The sequence below is a fragment of the Paenibacillus sp. sgz302164 genome (assembly GCF_056120505.1).
The window spans coordinates 140,042-160,623 of the sequence record NZ_JBVYOL010000018.1 but is presented as its reverse complement, the minus strand read 5'-3'; the positions used below and the strand labels follow the sequence as shown (position 1 = coordinate 160,623).

Below are 20,582 nucleotides of genomic sequence, written 5' to 3'. Positions count from 1 at the left end.
GGCCAAAGACGGCGACGCGGAGCCTGCTGCGCCGAAGGAGCCGTCGCCGAACCAGCCGCTGCTGGACCGGCTGGTGGCGATCTTGAAAGACAGCGCCGGCGAAGACGCTGTCGTCGAAAGCTTTATCAACGAAAGGGACGGCCACCGTCCTTACGTGGTCATCCAGCGCGAGCGCTGGCCGCAGGCGGCCGAAGCGCTCAAAAATCACGAAGAGCTGAAATGCGACTACCTTCGCAATCTTGCAGGTGTCGATCAGGAGACGCATCTGGAAGTTGTGTACCATCTGCTTTCCATCCCGTATAACCGCGAGTACTGCGTGAAGGTCAAGACGGACCGCGATCAGCCAAGCATTCCGTCCGTGACGCCGGTCTGGCCGACGGCGAACTGGAACGAGCGGGAAGTTTACGATTTGCTGGGCGTCGATTTTCCGGGACACCCCGATTTGCGCCGAATTATGATGCCTGACGATTGGGTCGGACATCCGCTCCGCAAAGATTACGAACCGCTGGACCCGGAGGTGTAGCATTTGTTACGGACAGAAGAACTGCTGTTGAACGTAGGCCCTCAGCATCCTAGTACGCACGGAGTGTTCCGCGTAATCGTCAAGCTGGACGGGGAGATCATTCGGGAAGCAATTCCGGTGATGGGCTACCTGCATAGAGGAACCGAGAAATTGGCGGAGAATTTAAGTTATACGCAAATTATTCCATATACGGACCGGATGGATTACGTGTCGGCTATGACCAACAATTACGTGCTCGTCCACGCCGTAGAGAAGCTGATGCAGCTGGAAGTTCCCGAGCGGGCGGAGTTTCTCCGTCTGATCGTTATGGAGCTTCAACGTGTCGCCAGCCATCTGGTGTGGTGGGGAACTTATTTGCTGGACATCGGGGCGATGAGCCCTTTCCTGTACGCGTTCCGCGACCGGGAGATCATTATCAATCTGTTCAATGAGCTGTGCGGCGCCCGGCTTACATACAATTACATGCGGGTAGGTGGCGTGAAATGGGATGCGCCGGAAGGCTGGATCGACAAAGTGCGCGAGTTCGTCCCTTACATGCGGGGCAAGCTGGACGAGTACGATAATCTCGTCAGCGGCAATGAAATTTTCCTGTCCCGGATCAAAGGAATAGGGAAATACGATGCCGAGACGGCTATCGCTTACGGCCTCAGCGGCGCGAATTTGAGATGTACCGGCGTAAATTGGGACATCCGCAAAACGCAGCCTTACAGCTTGTACAACCGCTTTGAATTCGATGTGCCGGTTAGGGACGGCGGCGACTGCTACGACCGCTATGTCATCCGGCTGGAAGAAATTCGCCAATCCTTGCGCATTCTGGAGCAAGCGGTGGAGCAGTTCCCGGCCGAAGGCGAAACGATGGGCAAGGTGCCCAGAGTGCTCCGCCCGGCGGAGGGCGAAGTGTATGCCGCCATCGAGTCGCCGCGCGGCGAAATCGGCTGCTACATCATTTCCCGCGGCAAACAGGAGCCATACCGCTTGAAATTCCGCAGGCCTTCCTTTGTGAATCTGCAAATTTTGCCCAAACTGCTCGTAGGCGAAACGATGACGAACCTCATTACCATTCTTGGCGGAATTGACATTGTCGTCGGGGAGGTCGATGCGTAAATGATGGATTTGCTGAATCAAAATCTGACTTGGACGAACTTTTTCATCTTCCTGTTTTGGGGCGTCGTCATGCTGATGCTCGTTCTTGGCTTCGTCACCTATGCGATCTACTTCGAGCGTAAGGTGCTGGGCTGGATGCAGCTTCGCATCGGTCCGAACCGGACCGGTCCGCTCGGACTGCTGCAGACCGTAGCTGACGTTTTGAAGCTGCTGATCAAGGAAGATACGATTCCGAAAAAAGCGGAGCGCGAGCTTTTCATACTGGCGCCGGTCATTACGTTCATCCCTTCGTTCACGATCGTCGCGGCGATACCTTTTTCCGACAAGCTGTTCAACGCCAATCTCAACATCGGGCTGCTCTATTATGTGGCGCTGACGGGAATTTCCACGATCGGCATCATCCTGGGCGGGTGGGCGTCGAACAACAAGTACGCGCTGCTCGGCGGCATGCGCTCGGCTGCGCAAATGATCAGCTATGAGGTGCCGCTGGTCGTATCCGTGATCGGCGTCATCATGATGACGGGCTCGCTCAACCTTCATACTATTGTAGATCAGCAGGCCGGGGGCTTCTGGCATTGGAACTTCCTGCCGCAAATTATCGGCTTTATCGTGTTCGTCATTGCCGGCATTTCCGAGCTGAACCGGACGCCGTTCGACCTTCCGGAAGCGGAGTCGGAACTGGTCGCCGGTTACCACGTCGAATACAGCGGCTTCCGCTTCGCTTTCTTCATGCTGTCGGAGTATGTGTACGTATTCGTCATCGCATCGCTGACGGCGCTGCTATTCCTGGGCGGCTGGCAGTCGCCGCTGCCGTTCCTTGATTTTGTGCCGGGCATTATCTGGTTTTTGCTGAAGTTCACCTTCATCGTGTTCGTTCTGATCTGGATTCGCGGCACGCTGCCCCGGGTGCGCATCGATCAACTGATGGGTTTCGGCTGGAAAGTGCTGCTCCCGCTGGCTTTGGCGAACATTTTCGTCACGGCGATCTATATGAGCATTTTTTAAGGAGGGCTGACAAGTGAAGGGCTTAATGAAAGGCTTGGGCGTAACGTTCAAAAGCATGACCCAGAAAAAAATCACCTACGCATACCCTGACGTCCCGCTCGAAATGCCGGATCGCTTCCGTGGCATTCAACATTTTGATCCGGAAAAATGCATTGTCTGCAATCAGTGCGCGCGAATATGCCCGACGGAGTGCATCACTTTGACGGGCAAAGCGAATCCGGACCCGGAGAAAAAAGGGAAAGTTATCGATACGTACGACATTAACTTTGAAATCTGCATCCTGTGCGATCTGTGCACGGAGGTTTGTCCGACCGAAGCGATCGTGATGACGAACAATTTTGAGCTCAGCACGTACAGCCGGGACGATTTGTTCAAAAACTTGCAATGGCTGAACGACAACAACACCAACATTCGCAAGGAGAACAACTCGGCCATGCCGAAAGGAGGCGCCAAAAAGGATGTTTAGCGGAATTGGCGATTTTCTATCGAGCGGATCCAGTTGGGCCTTCTTCATCTTCGCACTGCTGGCGATCGGCGGCGCTATCTTCATGATCAGCTTTACCAAGGTCATTCACATGGTCATCTCGCTAGCCCTTGCGTTTATAAGTCTTGGCGGGCTTTACGTCATTCTGGAGGCGGAGTTCGTCGCTTTCGTACAGGTGCTGATCTATGCGGGCGCGATCTCGATTCTGATGATTTTCGGCATCATGATGACCAAGCACAGACATGGCGAAGAGGAGGAGCCGCGCCGTCCGTGGCATGAAGGGCTGTCTATTCTGGGCGCAGTCGGTTTGTTCGGAATTTTGTTCTATGCGATTCAAAAAACGACGTTCATCGCGAACGGCACACTGGACGCGGGCAAAGACAACACGCTCGAAATCGGCAAACTGCTCTATAACGAGCATGTCATTCCTTTTGAAATCATGTCCGTGCTGTTGACGGTGGCCTTTATCGGTGCAATCGTCATCGCCAAAAGAGAGGAGGACTAGCGGATGGGAACTGTAATCACTCCCTACCTGACTCTGGCAGCGATTTTGTTCTGCATCGGTTTGTACGGGGCCTTGACCAAGAGAAACGGGGTTATCGTGCTGTTATCCATCGAATTGATGCTGAATGCGGTCAACCTGAACCTGGTGGCATTCTCCAAGCTTGGCGACCATCCGGCACTTACCGGACAAATTTTTTCGCTCTTTAATATTACGATCGCTGCGGCGGAAGCTGCCGTCGGCATCGCGATACTTATTTCTCTATACCGGAATAAGGGAACATCGGACGTTACCGAAATGGATTCTATGAAGCGCTAGGAGGCTGAAAAGGACATGGTATCGGATTATTCACAATACGCATGGCTCATTCCGCTGTTTCCGCTGCTGGCTTTTCTAGCGCTTACGGCTATGGGACGACAGTTGAAAGACTTGGGCATTTATCTCAGCATTGCCGCGATGGCCGCGTCATTTATCGTGGCGCTGTTTATTTTCCTGGAGCGTCTCGGGGGCAATGTCGAAGGGTATACGTGGGATAAGCTGGATTGGCTCAGAGTGGGCGATGTCACGATCAAAATGGGATTCGAAGTTACGAATTTGAACTCTCTCATGCTCGTTATCGTGACGCTCGTCAGCCTGCTCGTCAATATTTACTCCAAAGGCTACATGAAAGACGATGAACGGATTCATGTATTCTACAGCTACATCGCCCTGTTCTCGTTCTCGATGCTGGGCCTTGTTATTTCCGAAAATATGCTGGAGCTCTACATTTTCTGGGAGCTTGTGGGCGTCTGCTCCTTCCTGCTGGTCGGATTCTGGTATTTCAAGCCGGAAGCGAAAGCGGCCGCCAAAAAGGCTTTTATCGTAACCCGTATCGGGGACGTCGGTTTATTTCTCGCCATTTTGCTGCTGTTCTGGTATATGCCCGGACATTCGCTGGATTTCAGCTCCATACATAACGCATTTACGACGGGGAAAATCGATCCGGCGATCGTCACCTTGATCGCGGTTCTCATTTTTGTCGGGGCCATCGGCAAATCGGGCCAATTCCCGCTGCATACGTGGCTGCCCGATGCGATGGAAGGCCCGACGCCGATCAGTGCGCTCATTCACGCCGCAACGATGGTTGCCGCAGGGGTGTACCTGGTGGCGCGCACGTTCGATATTTTCCACGCTTCGCCGGATGCGCTGCTTGTCGTCGCTTATGTCGGCGGCTTCACCGCGATTTTCGCTGCGACGATCGGCGTCGCGCAGAACGATATCAAGCGCATTCTCGCGTATTCGACCGTCAGTCAGCTTGGCTACATGATGATGGGGCTGGGCATCGGCGTTTCTTACGCTTCGGGAATGTTCCATTTGTTCACGCACGCCTTCTTCAAAGCGCTGCTGTTCCTGGGGGCGGGAAGCGTGATTCATGCCGTACATACGCAGGACATTCATGAAATGGGCGGGCTGTCCCGCAAAATGAAGATCACGACATGGACGTTTGCCGTCGGCTCGCTCGCGCTCGCCGGAATCCCGCCATTCTCCGGGTTCTGGTCCAAAGATCTCATTTTGACCGAGGCTTTCGAACACAATCAACTGCTGTTCTGGGTCGGGATAGCGGCTGCGTTCTTTACCGCATTTTATATGTCACGGCTGTTCTTCCTTGTCTTCATGGGCACTTCTCGCGCCAAGGGCCATGCGGCTGACGATCATGGCCGGCATGATGCTCACGAGCCGCATGAGTCGCCGTCTTCGATGACGATGCCGCTGATCGTCCTTGCCGTGTTGGCTGTCGTCGCCGGCTTTGTCAACACGCCGGCCAATGAATGGCTGAGCCATTGGCTGACAGGCGATAAACACGCGGCGTCCGCGAACTGGACGGTCATGGCGCTGTCGACGCTTGCCGGCCTGCTCGGAATCGGCCTGGGCTACTTGATGTATTTGAAACGCTCGCTGCCCGAAGATTTCTTTTCCGCCAAAGTTCCGGGTCTGCATAAGCTGCTGTACCGGAAATATTTTGTGGATGAGGCTTACGACGGGGTGTTTGTCAGACCGCTTCGCGGCCTGGGCTTTATCCTCGAATGGATAGATGTGTATATCATCGACGGCATCGTGCGTCTGAGCGCTTTTGCGGTAGTCGGTCTCGGCCGCTTGGGCGCCCGCCTGCAAAACGGGCAGCTGCAAACCTACGGACTGATCACCGTTCTGGGTATGCTGATTCTGGCGCTCGCCATAGCGGGAAGGAGATTCATCCATGCTGGTTAATTTGCCGATCTTAAGCTTAATCGCTTTTTCACCGCTGCTGGGGGTTCTGGTTCTGCTCTTTGTCCGTCAGGAGAAAGGCAATCTGATCAAAACGATTTCCATAGCTGCCACATTGATTCCGCTCATTTTGGCGGCATGGCTGTACGTGGATTACAACTATCAGGGCGAGCCCCTGCAATATCAGGAGCAGCACAGCTGGATTACAGTGCCGCTTAATCATGAAGGCATTCAGCAATTAACCCAATATTTCTTCGAATTCAAATATTCGATGGCCGTGGACGGCGTGTCGCTGCCGCTTGTCTTTTTGACGGCGCTGATCTCTTCGATGGCGGCTCTGGCATCCGTACACATCAAGAAGCGCTGGAAGACGTTCTACATCTTGTTCCTGCTGCTGGAAACCGGGATGTTCGGCGTGTTCATGGCGCAGGATCTGTTTCTCTTCTTCCTCTTCTTCGAAACTACGCTCGTGCCGATGTTCTTCCTGATCGGAATCTGGGGCTATATCAAGCGGGAAGAAGCCGCCAACCGCTTTTTGATCTATAACGGTCTTGGTTCGGCCATTATGCTGATCGCTTTCCTGATTCTGGTCAGCACGGCCGGTTTCAGCCAGGTGCAGTCGCAGACGGAAGCGATCGTGTATTACAGCGGGGACATTCATACGATTGCCCATAATTTGCTGCAGGACCCGGCGGCGCTGGTAAATCAGCCGAATACGCCGTTTTACCTGAGCAGCGGCATGAAATGGACGCTGTTCATCATGCTCCTCGTAGCGTTCGGCATCAAGCTGCCGATTTTTCCGTTCCATACGTGGATGCTTAAGGTGCATACGGAAGCGCCGCCGTCGGTCGTTATGATCCACTCCGGCATTTTGCTGAAAATGGGCGCTTACGGCCTGATCCGGTTTGGCATCCTGTTTTTCCCGGCGGAAGCGAAGCAATGGGCCTGGATGCTGGCGCTGCTTGGCGTCATCAATATTGTGTACGGAGCCATATTGGCCATCGTGCAAAAAGACTTCAAACTCGTGTTGGCTTACTCAAGTATCAGCCATATGGGCATCGTCCTGCTCGGCCTCGCCGCTTTTAATGTGAGCGGGCTGCAGGGGGCCGTGTTCCAGCTCGTCTCGCACGGACTGATCTCTGCGCTTATGTTCCTGATGGTCGGAAGCATCTTCGAGCGAACCGAGACGACGCAGCTCAACAGGCTGGGCGGCCTCGCCGGCTCGGTGCCTTTCATGAGCGGCATCCTGCTGGTAGCCGGCATGGCCTCGCTCGGGCTGCCGGGATTGTCCGGTTTTATCAGCGAGTTCCTGGCCTTTCTGGGGCTCTTCCAAACGCATCCCGTCTATACGGTTGTCGGTGCGCTCGGCATTATTTTAGCGGCGGTGTATGTGCTTCGAGGGGTGTTGAACATCACGTACGGACCTCCGAACGAGGGGCTGCGCGTACAGGGAATGAGGGATGCGCGGCTGATCGAAGCCGTGCCGATGATCGCCCTGGTAGCTTTCATTCTGCTGCTGGGCATATTCCCCAGCGTGCTTAGCCAGCTTTTGCAACAAACCTTGGGCAGCTTTGATCAGGTGATCCAAAGCGCAGCCGGGAAGATAGGAGGTTAGTCCGGTGGAACAGCTACGACTCCATGTCGCCGATTTATCGCATCTTCTTCCAGAGCTCTCGCTCGTTGCCGCCGCGATCGTCCTGTCGCTCTTGGATTTGATCCTGCCCAGAACGGTCGGCCGCTCTGTAATCGGATGGCTGTCGCTTGTCGGCATTGCCGTCTCGGCGTTGTTCGTCATTCTTCAATTGAATCCGGCAGAGCCGGTTCAACTTCTCAATATGAGTTATCGGGTGGACGATTTCTCTAATTTGTTCAAGCTCGTCTTGCTGGCGGGAACCGGCTTTGTCATCCTGATGAGCCTGGGCTCCGTGAAGGAAGACGACATCCCGCATGTCGGCGAATACTACTATTTTCTGCTCCCTGCCGTATTAGGCGCGATGGTTATGTCTTCTTCCGGCGATTTAATTACCCTGTTTGTCGGGCTGGAGCTGCTCAGCATTACGTCTTACCTGCTAGTGGCCATGAAGAAAAAGAACAACCAGTCGAACGAAGGAGCCTTCAAGTACATCGTAATGGGAGGCGTCTCCTCAGCCATTATTTTGTACGGCATGTCGTTCCTGTACGGCATGAGCGGCTCTACGAATTTGTCGCAGATCGGGGCGGCGCTGCCTCAGCTGCTGCCGGGATACGAGCCGCTGCTGTACGTGTCCTTCTTCCTGCTGCTGGCGGGCTTCGGCTTCAAAATCGCCGCCGCTCCGTTCCACAGCTGGGCCCCGGATGTGTACCAGGGCGCGCCGACGCCGGTCTCGGCATTCCTGGCCGTCGTATCCAAAACGGCGGGCTTCGCGATTTTGTTCCGGATCGTCTACCTGCTGTTCGGCTTCAACAGCTTCGGGCAAAGCCAGATTCAGGCGGACGTATTCCTGGCCTTGTCCGTTACGGCGGCCATCGCCATGGTGGCCGGGAATTTCATTGCGCTTAAACAGACGAATATCAAACGGCTTTTGGCCTATTCGGGAATCGCGAATGCGGGCTACCTGCTCGTTCCGATCAGCGCGTATTTCTCGGCTGCGCATTTCGCCAACTTTTCCGAATTTATGTTTTACCTGATCGCTTACCTGTTCATGAACATCGGGGCTTTCGCCGTACTGATGATCGTTGAGCAAGCCGAGGGACATACCGAGCTTAAAGGTTTTGCAGGGTTGTATTACCGTGCGCCCTGGACGGCTCTGGCCATGGTGCTGATCGTGCTTTCCTTGACAGGCATCCCGGTTTCGGGAGGGTTTTTCGGGAAGCTGTACATTATTTTGGGCACAATGCAGACGCAGCATTACTGGCTTGGCGCGCTTATGATTGCCACCAGCGTCGTTTCGTTCTATTATTACTTCGGCGTCGTGAGACAAATGTTCATGCGCACCGATTACGAGTCTACCGAGGTGAAAGTGCCGCTGCCGCTCGGCATTACGGTATGGATATGCGCGCTGGCCGGCGTTGCGCTCGGCTTTGTCCCGCACCTTGTCCTGAAAGGGATTGAATCGATTTTCAGCCTGACCAAGGACTTTATAATGATGTAAACGGCATTCTATTTGAGCCTTTTCCCGCGTAAATGTGGGAGAAGGCTGTTTTTTTGCCTGGCAGGCAGGGAAATCGGGTTTGAATGCAGAATGTAAAAGGTTTATTATGAACAGTAGCTTAAAAAATTACTATAATAAAATTACTATGAATAAGAGGGACCTGTGATTTCATGAAAATGACCCGGCACCTGCTGCTTATTACATCAATGATACTGGTTATGGAACTTGCAGGAACGGCAATGAAAGCAGAAGCGGCATATCCGGAATCTACCGACCCGATGCGGGTCAAGCAAGTGTATCTGGATACGATTCATATCAATGAAGCGTGGGCTGCGGCGGGCGATCCCAAGACGCCTATCGTGGTGGCCGTTGTCGACACCGGCGTTGACCTTGCGCATCCTGATTTAGCCGGGAATCTGGTTGATGGGACGAACCTGCTCCAGCCCGGACAAAAGCCGTTCGACGACAACGGACACGGAACGAATGTGGCCGGAATCATTGCGGCTGTCCGCAATAATGATAAAGGAATCGCGGGAATTGCCCCGAACGCCAAGGTGATGCCGATCAAAGCGCTGGAATCCGACGGTACGGGCGGCGAGGCCAAGCTTGGCGAAGGGATTCGCTACGCAGTGGATCACGGCGCCAAGATCGTCGTGCTTTCCCTCGGACTGAACAAATATTCGGATTACTTGGCGGATATCGTGCAATATGCGGAGGACCATAACGTGCTGCTTGTAGCGGCCGCCGGCAATGAGGGAAACAGCGTCAAATACCCGGCAGCCTATCCGACCGTGCTGGCCGTTGGCGGCGTGACGGCGGACCTGCATGCGGACTACCGCTCGAATTTCGGGCCGGAGCTTGACCTTGTGGCTCCCTGGGACGTGTACACGACCGCGCTCGGAGGCGGCTACCAGTACCAGGACGGCACCTCGATGGCGGCTCCGCAGGTCGCTGCAGCGGCAGCGCTGGTCTGGGGCAAGTATCCGGGCCTGCAGGCTTACCAGGTTCGCAGTCTTTTGGAACAGACGGCGGAGGATTTGGAAGGCACAGGCTGGGACGCCCATACGGGGTACGGGATGCTGCGGGTGGACCGCGCGCTGACGCAGCCGTATAAGGAAAACCGGTTCGAACCGAATGACCGGATGGATATGGCGGCCACGATCTCCGTTCATACGGACGTCCACTCATCGTTAAGCTCTGCTCAGGATCAAGACTGGTTCGCAATCGATGCTCCTTACGACGGAACTTTGCTGCTGACGATCCGGACAGGAGACGGCTCGGGCGTTCGCGTGCGCACGGGAGCGGGCGGGATGTACACAACCGACACCGCCGGACCGATTTCCATTCCGGTAAGCAAAGGACGGAACTACGTACAGCTGCAGACAGTGGACCGCACGCGCAATACAGCGCTGGACTACTCGTTGCGCACGGATTTCCACATTTACCGCGATCCGTATGAAGATAACGATAAGCAGTATAAAGCGTATGTGCTTCCGGCCAGAAGCCAGACCATTCGCGGAACGTTTCATCAAAAAGGCGACGTCGACTGGTTTATGATCCCGCTTGAGCAATCGGGCACGATGCGCTTGAAGGTGTCCGTCGATACGGCCCGGATCGACCCGGCCATCCTGTTTCAAAAAGAGGGAGAAAAGTCGATCACGATCGATCAGGGGGGCGACGGCGCTACGGAGGTCAGTCCGCCGATGGAACTTCTTCCGGGCCAGTATTACATCCGCATCAGCAACGTCAAAGATTATATAGAGCCGATTATGGGCGAGTATACGCTCAGCATTGAATTCACGCCCAAACTGATCGATCCGAACGAGCCGAACGATAAGCCGTATCAGGCTACTCATGTCAGCATGTTTACCGATTACGAGGGATTGTTTCATAAGGACGACGATATCGACTGGTTCGAGTTCCGCCTCAGTCAGGACAGTTTGGCGCAGCTCAGCTTAATGAATATTCCGACAAGCAGGACGATCTATGCTTCTCTGTACGACAGCAGTCTGGAAGAACTGTCTTCCTACAAAAACGATTACGGAGCAAGCTCTCTATACTTCGAGCAAAAGCTTGCGGCCGGCACTTACTACGTGAAACTTCAATCGGACCAAGCGTTTCTCAGCCAGCTGTACCATTTGAACATAGGCAGCTACCCATTGATTAGCGGCTTTATCGATATCGCCGGCCATTGGGCGCAGAATGCCATTGCCCAGATGGCCGGTCAGGATGTGATCAGCGGCTACGGCAACTACCGGTTCGGCCCTGACCGCCCGATCACCCGGGCTGAAGCCGCCGCAGTGCTGGCGCGCGCGCTCCGATTGACTAAGCAGGCGGAGCTCAGCTATAAGGACATGGACTCTTCGAACTGGGCGTATGAGTACGTGGCCAAAACCGTGCTGGCCGGACTTGTCGACGGCTATCCGAACGGCACGTTTGGACCGAATCGGACGCTGACGCGCATGGAAATGACGCAGATGATGGCCCGCAGTATGAACATGACCGGCAAGCGGAGAGGAAATTCACCGTTTACCGATGTGAACGAATCGTACTGGGGAACCGGAATTCTCAAGCAAATGTGGGCGGACGGCTGGATTGCCGGCTATCCGGACGGTACGTTCCGGCCTGAGGAGCAGGCTACGCGCGCAGAATTCGTCACCATGCTAGCGAAAGTATTGAACCGATAACCGAAATAGGGGGCGTCTATATGGCGGATGGCAGTACGTTAAGCTCGTTTGCGTCCTTTTCGTCAATTTTGAACATTCTGGTCTATTTAGTATGCATAGCCGCTTCATGGTGGGCGCTGCAGGAGTTCCGGTTCGACGTTCTGCTCAAACGGCCCAGGAGCGCACAGGCCATCATGCTGCAAATTTTGCTGTCCATCGCATTAGGCCAGCTTGTAGCCAGCTTTTTCATGCAATACCTGGGGTTGTCCATCGGTTTTGGCCGGATGTTTTAAACTCCGATTTTTCGTCGTTTTTTCGAATAATGAGCAGTTTTCTTGTCAACAATGGATAGTAGAACGGACCTAAATAGAACTTTCATCCGAATGCTATGGGTAGCCCAAAAAATTCCACAAGAACACAGTTGTCCAATATAGGGTGAGATGATAAACTTAGGAAATGTGAAAAGTGAGCGTTTCAGCTTGCTGTATCGATGAAAAGAACATATAGTCAATCAAAATAAGTTCGCGGAGGGACCATGATGAGCAAAATTATCGTCCGCGGTGGCCGAAAATTAGCCGGCAAGGTGAAGATAAACGGAGCGAAAAATGCGGTATTGCCGATTATCGCAGCCTCCATATTGGGGGCGGAAGGCGAAAGCGTCATTCACGACGCGCCTCCCCTTGACGATGTAATGGTTATCAATAAAGTGTTGGAAAGTCTCGGAATTGAAGTGGAGTACAGAGGGCAGACGATTCGGGTTCGCGCCCAGCAGATCACGACCTGCGAAGCTTCTTACGATCTCGTCCGCAAAATGAGAGCTTCCTTTTTGGTCATGGGACCTCTCTTGGCGAGACTGGGGCTGGCCCGCATTTCGCTTCCCGGCGGCTGCGCAATCGGCACAAGGCCGATCGATCAGCATCTCAAAGGTTTCGAGGCGATGGGGGCGGAAATTGAGCTCGGCCAGGGCTACATCGAAGCCAAGATCAAGGGCAGGCTCAAAGGCGCCAAAATCTACCTGGACGTCGCGAGCGTCGGCGCCACCGAAAATATTATGATGGCGGCTACGCTGGCCGAAGGCACGACGATTATCGAGAATGCCGCCAAGGAGCCGGAAATCGTAGATTTGGCGAACTATCTGAATGCGATGGGCGCTGTGATTCGCGGCGCGGGAACGGGTGTTATACGCATAGAAGGCGTGGAGAGGCTCAGAGGAGCTGTACATACGGTAATTCCGGATCGAATCGAAGCAGGAACTTATATGATCGCCGCCGCGATAACGGGAAGCGATCTTTACATGGAAGGCGCGATCGGCGATCACCTCCGTCCTGTCATTTCCAAATTGCAGGAAATGGGCGTAATCGTCGAAGAGGATGAGAACGGCATCCGGGTTCGCACGAACGGACCGCTTCGCGCGGTAGACGTGAAGACGCTGCCGTATCCCGGCTTCCCGACCGATATGCAGTCGCAGATGATGGCGCTGCTGATGGTGGCGGACGGCACCAGTCTCGTGACCGAGACCGTGTTTGAGAACCGGTTCATGCATGTGGAAGAATTCACGAATATGAACGCGCAAATCAAAGTGGACGGCAGAACGGCCTTTGTCAGCGGCAATGCGAAGCTTCAGGGCGCCAAAGTGTGTGCCACGGACTTGCGCGCAGGCGCCGCCCTCATCCTCGCCGCGCTCGCAGCGGACGGGGAAACGGAGATCACCGGCGTCCACCACATCGACCGCGGCTACGTGGACATTACCTCGGCGCTTCGCGGCCTCGGCGCGGACATTCACAGGGTTGTGCCACAGCCCGCTCAGCAGGAAGAGCCGGAAGTGGGCTTTTTCAACATCCAGCCATCCATGGCTTAATACACGCAAAGTTCGACAAGCCGGCTCCTCGGGGCCGGCTTTTCCGTGTTCTATTCTAGTAATTCCTCTCATAAGATGGGGTATACCAAATGCCGCACTCATGGAGGCACTAGATGATGTACAAGAAGAAAAGGGCCCTTATGCACAGGGCCGTCCTCTGGTTCGCAGTTTGCTTGTCCAGTATGCTTGCCGTCACTATCATCGTCCCCGGAATACTAGTTAAAAAGATTCCTCCGCACACCGCCACGCCCACTGTCGGCAATGATTCGCGAAACGGCCCTGAAGGACAAGAACAGGGGCCGATGATTCCCGTCTATTTGACGAAGAAAGACATGATTGAGACGGTGCCGCTGGAACAGTATGTCAAAGGCGTGCTCGCGGCGGAAATGCCGGTCGAGTTCGAGCTGGAAGCGTTGAAGGCCCAGGCGATGGCCGCCAGAACCTATGTCGTGCGCAGGATTTTGGAAAAAGACTACAGCAACGTACCGGTCAGCGACGCGCTGGTTACGGACACCACTTCGCATCAGGCTTACTTGAACGAACAAGAGCTGCGGGATAAGTGGGACCCTGCAACTTACAAAGCCAATATGGCCAAAATCGATAGAGCCGTCAGCGAAACGAAAGATTTGATTCTCATTTACGAGCATAAGCCGATTAACGCCACTTTCTTTTCAACGAGCAACGGATACACCGAGAATTCGGAAGATTACTGGCCTGGCGTCGCCACCCCTTATTTGCGCAGCAAGCCGAGCCCGTGGGATGTAAATCTTTCGCCGCGCTACCGGGAGACGCTGACGCTCAGCTATAAGACGGTACAGCAAAAACTGGGCGTCTCCGGCATATCGGCGGCAAGCGCCCGCGCGAACGGAATGAAGGTGCTGGAATGGTCGGCCGGCCACCGCATCAAGAAGATCGCCATCGGCGGCAAGACGTTCTCCGGCCGCGAAGCGAGAGAGAAGTTGGGACTGGGATCCTCGCAATTCGAATGGAAGTGGAAAGGCACGCAGCTTGAATTCACGACTTACGGGTACGGCCACGGCGTCGGCTTAAGCCAATGGGGGGCTAACGGCATGGCCAAAGAGGGGAAGAGCGCCTCGGACATCGTAACCTATTATTACACGGGCATCTCTATTGAGAAAGCCTCCGCTTTTATGAAAACTTCCTAAAAAATGCAGATTAATCCAATCCGGCGTCTCTATAAAAATATCTTTTCCGGAAAGTATAAAACCTTTAAATGTGTCAAGAATGGTTGATGAGGTGATAACCATGAATGAACAAAACAAAGGTTTTCAAAAGGAAGAGGCTCCTAAAAATGATCAAGGAGCGCAAGGCGTCCCATCCACATGGAAGAGGTTGCTAGCTAAAAAGTGGGTATTCCCAGCAGCGTATATGGCAGCAGCGGCAATTATCTTAACCTTAATGTGGGTGTACCAGGATGTCGGAAGAAAAACAGTCAGCCAAGAAGATCTGGGCATTAAGGTTAGCAGCAGCGACAAAACGGCGCAAAGCTCCAGCTCGCCGGACGGGGCACTTGCGGTTTCGGCTCAGCCGGAAACGATGCAATGGCCTGTGAAAGACAAAAATCAAGTCAGCATTTCAATGCCATTCTACGATGCAAAGGCGTCCAATGAGGTTAAGCAAGCGGCCATGATTCAATACAATGACCAGCTCATCCCTCATACCGCGATCAACCTGAAAGCGAAAGACGAGGCGGCCTTCGACGTACTCGCTGCGATGAGCGGCAAAGTAACGGCCGTTGAGCAAAATCCGGTCGTCGGCAGTCTGGTTGAAATTACGCACAGCAATGGCCTGGTGACCGTTTATCAGAGCTTGGCCGATGTGAAAGTAACGAAAGGCGCCGACGTGAAAAAAGGCGACGTGCTGGCCAAAGCCGGACGCAACGAATTGGAAAAAGAAGACGGCGTCCATCTTCACTTCGAAGTTCGCCAAGGCGCGGATGGCGCAGCGCTGAATCCGGAAACGCTTTTGAACGACAAACAGCAATAAAAGCTTATATGATCAAGCAGTCAGGTCAACTGGCTGCTTTTTTTTGCGCGTTTGCGTGCGATTTCGGTGATCGTTGCGGCTGATTTTTCATCGTCAGGGAGGCAGCATTTTGGAACATTTAACCTGGCTTAGCCGGGATTTTCATAAATAAATGCGCGAATTGGGCTTGTCAGGCTTGGTTACGTAGAATATCTAGTCATGCCCCTCATATAATGTACCAAACTATCTCGAGTAGGGAGGCGAGGGGAGTGCACGATTACATCAAAGAGCGGACTATTAAAATCGGTACCTGTATCGTTGAAACCAAGAACACGGTCCGCACCATTGCGAAGGAATTCGGCGTTTCCAAAAGCACGGTGCACAAAGATTTGACGGAAAGACTGCCGGAAATCAACCCGGACCTGGCCAATCAGGTCAAGCACATTCTGGAGTACCACAAATCCATCAGGCACCTTAGGGGAGGAGAAGCGACGAAAATCAAATACCGCAAAACGAGAAGTCCGAAGCCTTCCGAAACTTTAGTGACCGTCAAGTCCTAGCTATCCGTTCACCCCCCCGGACGCTTCCTATAAATGGTTTTTGTCGATTATCATAAAAAAAAGAGGAAATTATGCATTTGCAGCGAATTTAGCTTATAATTAGCTTATAGATCAGAACTATATATATGAGCGCCGATTCTTCACGGGATGGACGGTTGGTTTAGGGAGGATTAACAGGAAATGTTCAGCAAGGATATTGGGATAGATCTCGGCACGGCGAATGTGCTCATCCACGTCAAAGGACGAGGCGTCGTGCTCGACGAGCCTTCCGTTGTTGCGATTGAAAGCGATACGAAGCGCGTGCTGGCCGTCGGCGAGGAAGCTTTCCGGATGGTAGGCCGTACGCCGGGCAACATTATCGCGATTCGTCCGTTGAAGGACGGCGTTATTGCGGACTTTGAGATCACGGAAATGATGTTGAAGCATTTTATCGCCAAAGTGGGGGGCAAACAATGGTATTCTCATCCGAGAATTCTCATTTGCGCTCCCACCAACATTACCTCGGTCGAGCAAAAGGCGATCCGCGAAGCGGCTGAGCGCAGCGGTGCCCGGGAAGTATTCATGGAAGAAGAGCCGAAGGCGGCGGCGATTGGCGCCGGAATGGACATTTTCCAGCCTAGCGGCAACATGGTTGTAGATATCGGCGGAGGAACGACGGATGTGGCCGTGCTGTCAATGGGCGACATCGTCACCTCCTCTTCCATTAAGATTGCGGGGGACAAGTTCGATACGTCCATTACGAAGTATATCAAAAATAAGTACAAGCTCCTTATCGGGGAACGGACGAGCGAAGATATTAAAATCAGAATCGGAACGGTGTATCCGGACGGCCGCGACGAAGAGATGGACATTCGCGGAAGAGACATGGTATCGGGCTTGCCGCTGACCATTACGATTCATTCGAGCGAAGTGCAGGAAGCGCTATGGGATCCGGTGTCATCCATCGTGACGGCAGCCAAGAGCGTGCTGGAGCGGACCCCGCCCGAGCTTTCGGCGGACATTATCGACAGAGGCGTTATTTTGACCGGCGGCGGAGCGATGCTGCACGGTTTGGACCAATTGCTGGCGGACGAGCTCAAGGTGCCCGTCTTGATTGCCGAGGACCCGATGTCCTGCGTCGTCAAAGGAACGGGCATCATGCTGGACAACCTGGATAAAGTGACCAAACGCAAATTCTAATTAGGCTTAGCGATTCCAAACAGGGGTGAAGATGCATGCTGAGAGGACTATACACCGCGGCCTCCGGAATGATTTCCGAGCAGCGGAGACACGATACCATTACGAATAACATTGCGAATATCAATTCGCCGGGATTCAAGCAAGGCAACTCGCTCTCCCGTTCGTTTCCGGAAATGCTGATCTCCACGATTCGGGGAGGCCAAGGCGCCTCGACGGCTCCGCTCGGAAGGCTGAACACAGGCGTGTTCGCCGAAGAGAATATCTCGCTCCATGCGCAAGGCGACTTGCAGGAGACGCAAAATCCTTTTGACTTCGCGCTTGTTTCCAACATTCAGGTTCCCGGGGCAACGTTTGACGCTTCGGGCAAATATGTGAATGCGGACGGCACGCTTACGTTCCAACCGCAAGCGCTGTTTACGGTGCAGAACGCGAACGGCGAGCAGCGCTATTCGTTGAACGGGAAATTCACGGTCGACCCGACCGGACAGCTTGTGAACGGCAACGGCAACCGGGTGCTCGGACGGGACGGCCAGCCGATCGTGCTGGTTGATCCTGCAACCAATTTGCCGATCCGCACTTTTAAGGTAACCGACAAAGGGGAGCTTCTAAACAGCGATGGCCAGCCGATGCTGAACGCCGCAAACCAGCCGATCGGATTGATGCTGTCCCGCGCGGAGAACCCGAACCTGCTGCTTCGCGAAGGTAACGGCTTGTACCGCATCAATCCCGGCGATGAAGCCACGGTAACGCAGGTTGCGCCAGGCGACCAGGTTGAGGTGCGCCAAGGCTTTATCGAGCGCTCCAACGTAGATTCGGCTCAATCGATGGTCGACATGATGTCTGCCTTGCGCGCGTATGAAGCGAACCAAAAAGTGATTCAGTTTTACGACAAAAGCATGGATAAAGCAGCTAATGAAGTCGGTCGCGTATAGGGCGACGGATTCGAAGCCGGTTTTGCTGAAGCAGATCTCTTAGGGGGAACTATCCGTGAACAACTCAATGATCAACTCGTCGGTATCTATGCATGGCTTGCAACAGAAGCTGGATATTTTGGCGAACAATATTGCGAATGTGAACACCAACGGATTCAAAAAGAAAGAGGCCTCCTTCGAGGATGTCTTGACGAATATCAAAAACCAGCCTGAAGGCTTTCGCCAGCAGGGGCGGTTCTCACCGCTCGGTTTTAACCAAGGCTGGGGCGCAAGGCTCGTGCAAATTCAGACGAACATGGCTCAAGGACCGATTCAGCCTACGGGGAATTCGACGGACTTTGCGATTCAAGGCGACGGGCTTTTTGAAGTAACGGTCTACAAGGCCGATCAGAACGGGGTTCAAGTCCCTCAGACCGCGTGGACGCGCAATGGCGGGTTTAGCTTGACCCCGGACGGCACCGGCGGCTCGGTGCTGACGACCAAGGAAGGCTATTTTGTGAACGGCACCGACGGCCAGCCGATCCGTATCCAGGCTAATTCCCGTCCTGTCGTGGAACCGGACGGCAGAATCAGAGCGTACAACGAGCTTGCGCCAGGCTCGGCTCCCGTCGATACAGGGCAGCAGATCAAGCTTGTTCGCGTCGTGCGTCCGCAGCTTCTGCAGGACATGGGAGAGAACCTGTACACGCTGCAGGCCGGCGTGGCGAATACCCAGAATGTTCTTCAAAACGTCAACGGAGCTCAAGCCGACCCTACAGACCGGGTAACGCTGATGCAGGGTTTCCTGGAGCAATCCAACGTTAACCTATCCGATGAAATGACGGATTTGGTCATGGTGCAAAGAGCGCTTCAGCTGAATTCCCGGGCGATCACTTCTTCCGATCAGATGATGAACATCGCGAATAACTTGCGTGCCTGATGGAGATAGGGAGGGAACCGGGTTCGATGTCTGAAACGTCAGCTCCTGCGAAAGATAAGCAGAAGCCAAAACCTAAAAAAAAGCAAAAGCCTAAATGGTTGAAAATCGTCCTGCTAATTATAAAGATAATACGTATTCCTGTCCTGGCGCTTTTGGCCATTTATGCCGGTCTTTGGCTCGGCTACAGCAAATTCGGCGGCCAGCCGGCTTCGGAAATTTTTCATATGAGCACTTGGAAACACTTGTACGATCTGGTGTTTGCAAATTAACAGAACTCCCTCGTGGGAGTTTTATTTTTTGGTAAGGAAAGGTATAATGGATGAAGGTTTAGGATAAGGGTATAGAAATATATAAGGCGTGGCAGCAAGGGGAGGGGTACCTTGAATCTACCGAACATCCTGACGATAAGCAGATTTGGCCTGATCCCTGTTTATTTGATCTTATTTTTTGACGGATACGTCCGGACCGCATTCCTCATCCTGCTCCTTGCCGGACTCACCGATATCTTGGACGGATATATAGCCAGAACCCGGGGGCTCGTCACGCAGGTCGGCGTTATGCTGGACCCGCTCGCCGACAAATGCATGATGATCGCCGTCATTCTCTCGCTGCTTATTTCCGGGATGATCCCTTGGCAGGCGGCGGCAGCGATGTTTATTCGGGATCTTGGCATGATTATAGGCTCGGCATTGGTTCACTTTCGGGGCAAGCTGACCGTTCCCGCTAACGCAATGGGGAAGCTGACGACCGTATTGTATTATTTGGCCATATTATTTATCGTCTTTCAGTTAGACTTCGCTACGGTCTATCTGTGGTTCGTCATCATCGTCTCCTTTGCAACTTCCATTATCTATATCATTCAATTCCTCTTATTAAACCGCAGAGCAAATATGAAATCGTGAAAAAAGAACCTATGTATGGACCTGCCTAACGGGTCTACACATAAGCTCCCTTATATCAACCCTCACTGCTGCAGATCGCGAGGGGACACCATTATTGTAAGTTATTGCCTTGTGTTTTATGCAAACATCGAAAGGAGAGCATCAACGGCATGCTAGATATCAATCAAATTCAGGAGATTATCCCTCACAGGCCCCCCTTTTTGCTGGTGGACCGCATTTTGGAATTAGAAGAAGGGGTCAGAGCTGTAGGCATCAAAAACGTAACGATGAATGAACCGTTTTTTGCCGGACATTTCCCGGGATACCCGGTGATGCCGGGAGTGCTTATTATAGAAGCGCTGGCACAGGTAGGTGCTGTGGCGATTCTTTCCATGCCTCAATATAAAGGAAAGATCGGTTTATTTGCCGGCGCAGACGGTATTCGCTGGCGCGAGCAAGTCGTGCCCGGCGATACGTTGACACTTGAACTTACGGTAACCAGAATGAAAGGCACGATTGTAAAAGGACAGGCCGTAGCGAAAGTAGGCGACAAAGTGGTAGTCGAAGGCGAGCTTATGTTCGCCCTTGCTAATAAATAAGACAGATAA

The 20,582-nt window shown here is 53.5% G+C and carries 21 protein-coding genes; all 21 read left to right on the top strand.

Going from position 1 to position 20,582, the window contains the following annotated elements:
• Positions 1-523, top strand: a 523-nt coding sequence (locus AC0LWT_RS27015) for an NADH-quinone oxidoreductase subunit C (RefSeq protein ID WP_474684384.1), incomplete at its 5' end; no start/stop codon positions are given.
• A gap of 3 nt (positions 524-526) precedes the next feature.
• On the top strand, positions 527-1,627 hold the full coding sequence (locus AC0LWT_RS27010) for an NADH-quinone oxidoreductase subunit D (protein WP_474684383.1): 1,101 nt from the start codon (positions 527-529) through the stop codon (positions 1,625-1,627).
• Positions 1,628-2,632 carry an NADH-quinone oxidoreductase subunit NuoH gene (gene nuoH / locus AC0LWT_RS27005; protein ID WP_474684382.1) on the top strand — a complete coding sequence of 335 codons (1,005 nt, stop codon included), beginning with the start codon at positions 1,628-1,630 and terminating at the stop codon, positions 2,630-2,632.
• A gap of 13 nt (positions 2,633-2,645) precedes the next feature.
• Complete coding sequence (gene nuoI / locus AC0LWT_RS27000) at positions 2,646-3,098, top strand: NADH-quinone oxidoreductase subunit NuoI (protein WP_474684381.1); 453 nt, start codon at positions 2,646-2,648, stop codon at positions 3,096-3,098.
• Positions 3,091-3,621 (top strand): NADH-quinone oxidoreductase subunit J, encoded by a 531-nt coding sequence (locus tag AC0LWT_RS26995; RefSeq protein ID WP_474684380.1) that lies wholly within the window; start codon positions 3,091-3,093, stop codon positions 3,619-3,621. Before nuoI ends, AC0LWT_RS26995 begins: the two co-directional genes overlap by 8 nt.
• Before the next feature lie 3 nt (positions 3,622-3,624).
• Positions 3,625-3,936, top strand: a complete 312-nt coding sequence (nuoK, locus tag AC0LWT_RS26990; protein WP_474684379.1) for an NADH-quinone oxidoreductase subunit NuoK — start codon at positions 3,625-3,627, stop codon at positions 3,934-3,936.
• A 15-nt stretch (positions 3,937-3,951) separates the two neighbouring features.
• Positions 3,952-5,865, top strand: coding sequence for an NADH-quinone oxidoreductase subunit L (gene nuoL / locus AC0LWT_RS26985; RefSeq protein WP_474684378.1), 1,914 nt, complete (start codon positions 3,952-3,954; stop codon positions 5,863-5,865).
• Positions 5,855-7,477 (top strand): complex I subunit 4 family protein, encoded by a 1,623-nt coding sequence (locus AC0LWT_RS26980; protein ID WP_474684377.1) that lies wholly within the window; start codon positions 5,855-5,857, stop codon positions 7,475-7,477. Before nuoL ends, AC0LWT_RS26980 begins: the two co-directional genes overlap by 11 nt.
• 4 nt (positions 7,478-7,481) lie before the next feature.
• On the top strand, positions 7,482-8,993 hold the full coding sequence (locus AC0LWT_RS26975) for an NADH-quinone oxidoreductase subunit N (protein ID WP_474684376.1): 1,512 nt from the start codon (positions 7,482-7,484) through the stop codon (positions 8,991-8,993).
• Between the two features lie 170 nt (positions 8,994-9,163).
• The gene (locus AC0LWT_RS26970; RefSeq protein ID WP_474684375.1) at positions 9,164-11,680 is read left to right on the top strand and encodes a S8 family peptidase; all 2,517 of its coding nucleotides are present in this window, start codon (positions 9,164-9,166) and stop codon (positions 11,678-11,680) included.
• A gap of 20 nt (positions 11,681-11,700) precedes the next feature.
• A complete protein-coding gene (locus tag AC0LWT_RS26965; protein WP_474684374.1) occupies positions 11,701-11,952 on the top strand; it encodes a DUF1146 family protein in 252 nt (83 codons plus the stop codon).
• 245 nt (positions 11,953-12,197) lie between these two features.
• Positions 12,198-13,517, top strand: coding sequence for a UDP-N-acetylglucosamine 1-carboxyvinyltransferase (gene murA / locus AC0LWT_RS26960; protein WP_474684390.1), 1,320 nt, complete (start codon positions 12,198-12,200; stop codon positions 13,515-13,517).
• A gap of 113 nt (positions 13,518-13,630) precedes the next feature.
• Positions 13,631-14,683: a stage II sporulation protein D gene (spoIID, locus tag AC0LWT_RS26955; protein ID WP_474684373.1), complete on the top strand. Its 1,053-nt coding sequence runs from the start codon at positions 13,631-13,633 to the stop codon at positions 14,681-14,683.
• A 100-nt stretch (positions 14,684-14,783) separates the two neighbouring features.
• On the top strand, positions 14,784-15,524 hold the full coding sequence (locus AC0LWT_RS26950) for a peptidoglycan DD-metalloendopeptidase family protein (RefSeq protein ID WP_474684372.1): 741 nt from the start codon (positions 14,784-14,786) through the stop codon (positions 15,522-15,524).
• 248 nt (positions 15,525-15,772) lie between these two features.
• Positions 15,773-16,063 (top strand): sporulation transcriptional regulator SpoIIID, encoded by a 291-nt coding sequence (gene spoIIID, locus AC0LWT_RS26945; protein ID WP_474684371.1) that lies wholly within the window; start codon positions 15,773-15,775, stop codon positions 16,061-16,063.
• Positions 16,064-16,243: 180 nt separating this feature from the next.
• The gene (mreB, locus tag AC0LWT_RS26940) at positions 16,244-17,242 is read left to right on the top strand and encodes a rod shape-determining protein (RefSeq protein ID WP_474684370.1); all 999 of its coding nucleotides are present in this window, start codon (positions 16,244-16,246) and stop codon (positions 17,240-17,242) included.
• Between the two features lie 35 nt (positions 17,243-17,277).
• Positions 17,278-18,174, top strand: a complete 897-nt coding sequence (locus AC0LWT_RS26935; RefSeq protein ID WP_474684369.1) for a flagellar hook-basal body protein — start codon at positions 17,278-17,280, stop codon at positions 18,172-18,174.
• Positions 18,175-18,229: 55 nt separating this feature from the next.
• Positions 18,230-19,093: a flagellar hook-basal body protein gene (locus AC0LWT_RS26930; protein ID WP_474684368.1), complete on the top strand. Its 864-nt coding sequence runs from the start codon at positions 18,230-18,232 to the stop codon at positions 19,091-19,093.
• Positions 19,094-19,119: 26 nt separating this feature from the next.
• Positions 19,120-19,362, top strand: coding sequence for a DNA-directed RNA polymerase subunit beta (locus AC0LWT_RS26925; RefSeq protein ID WP_474684367.1), 243 nt, complete (start codon positions 19,120-19,122; stop codon positions 19,360-19,362).
• Positions 19,363-19,473: 111 nt separating this feature from the next.
• Entirely contained in the window at positions 19,474-19,995 is a 522-nt protein-coding gene (locus AC0LWT_RS26920; RefSeq protein WP_474684366.1) for a CDP-alcohol phosphatidyltransferase family protein, read from the top strand.
• 149 nt (positions 19,996-20,144) lie between these two features.
• Entirely contained in the window at positions 20,145-20,573 is a 429-nt protein-coding gene (fabZ, locus tag AC0LWT_RS26915; protein WP_474684365.1) for a 3-hydroxyacyl-ACP dehydratase FabZ, read from the top strand.
• The last annotated feature ends 9 nt before the right edge of the window (positions 20,574-20,582 follow it).

Bases quoted from the DNA above. Each gene is read 5' to 3' on its own strand.
- fabZ (WP_474684365.1), top strand. From the start codon at position 20,145: ATGCTAGATATCAATCAAATTCAGGAGATTATCCCTCACAGGCCCCCC.
- murA (WP_474684390.1), top strand. From the start codon at position 12,198: ATGAGCAAAATTATCGTCCGCGGTGGCCGAAAATTAGCCGGCAAGGTG.
- nuoL (WP_474684378.1), top strand. From the start codon at position 3,952: ATGGTATCGGATTATTCACAATACGCATGGCTCATTCCGCTGTTTCCG.
- nuoH (WP_474684382.1), top strand. From the start codon at position 1,628: ATGATGGATTTGCTGAATCAAAATCTGACTTGGACGAACTTTTTCATC.
- AC0LWT_RS26995 (WP_474684380.1), top strand. From the start codon at position 3,091: ATGTTTAGCGGAATTGGCGATTTTCTATCGAGCGGATCCAGTTGGGCC.
- AC0LWT_RS26970 (WP_474684375.1), top strand. From the start codon at position 9,164: ATGAAAATGACCCGGCACCTGCTGCTTATTACATCAATGATACTGGTT.
- AC0LWT_RS26935 (WP_474684369.1), top strand. From the start codon at position 17,278: ATGCTGAGAGGACTATACACCGCGGCCTCCGGAATGATTTCCGAGCAG.
- nuoK (WP_474684379.1), top strand. From the start codon at position 3,625: ATGGGAACTGTAATCACTCCCTACCTGACTCTGGCAGCGATTTTGTTC.
- spoIID (WP_474684373.1), top strand. From the start codon at position 13,631: ATGATGTACAAGAAGAAAAGGGCCCTTATGCACAGGGCCGTCCTCTGG.
- AC0LWT_RS26980 (WP_474684377.1), top strand. From the start codon at position 5,855: ATGCTGGTTAATTTGCCGATCTTAAGCTTAATCGCTTTTTCACCGCTG.
- AC0LWT_RS26925 (WP_474684367.1), top strand. From the start codon at position 19,120: ATGTCTGAAACGTCAGCTCCTGCGAAAGATAAGCAGAAGCCAAAACCT.
- AC0LWT_RS26950 (WP_474684372.1), top strand. From the start codon at position 14,784: ATGAATGAACAAAACAAAGGTTTTCAAAAGGAAGAGGCTCCTAAAAAT.
- mreB (WP_474684370.1), top strand. From the start codon at position 16,244: ATGTTCAGCAAGGATATTGGGATAGATCTCGGCACGGCGAATGTGCTC.
- AC0LWT_RS26965 (WP_474684374.1), top strand. From the start codon at position 11,701: ATGGCGGATGGCAGTACGTTAAGCTCGTTTGCGTCCTTTTCGTCAATT.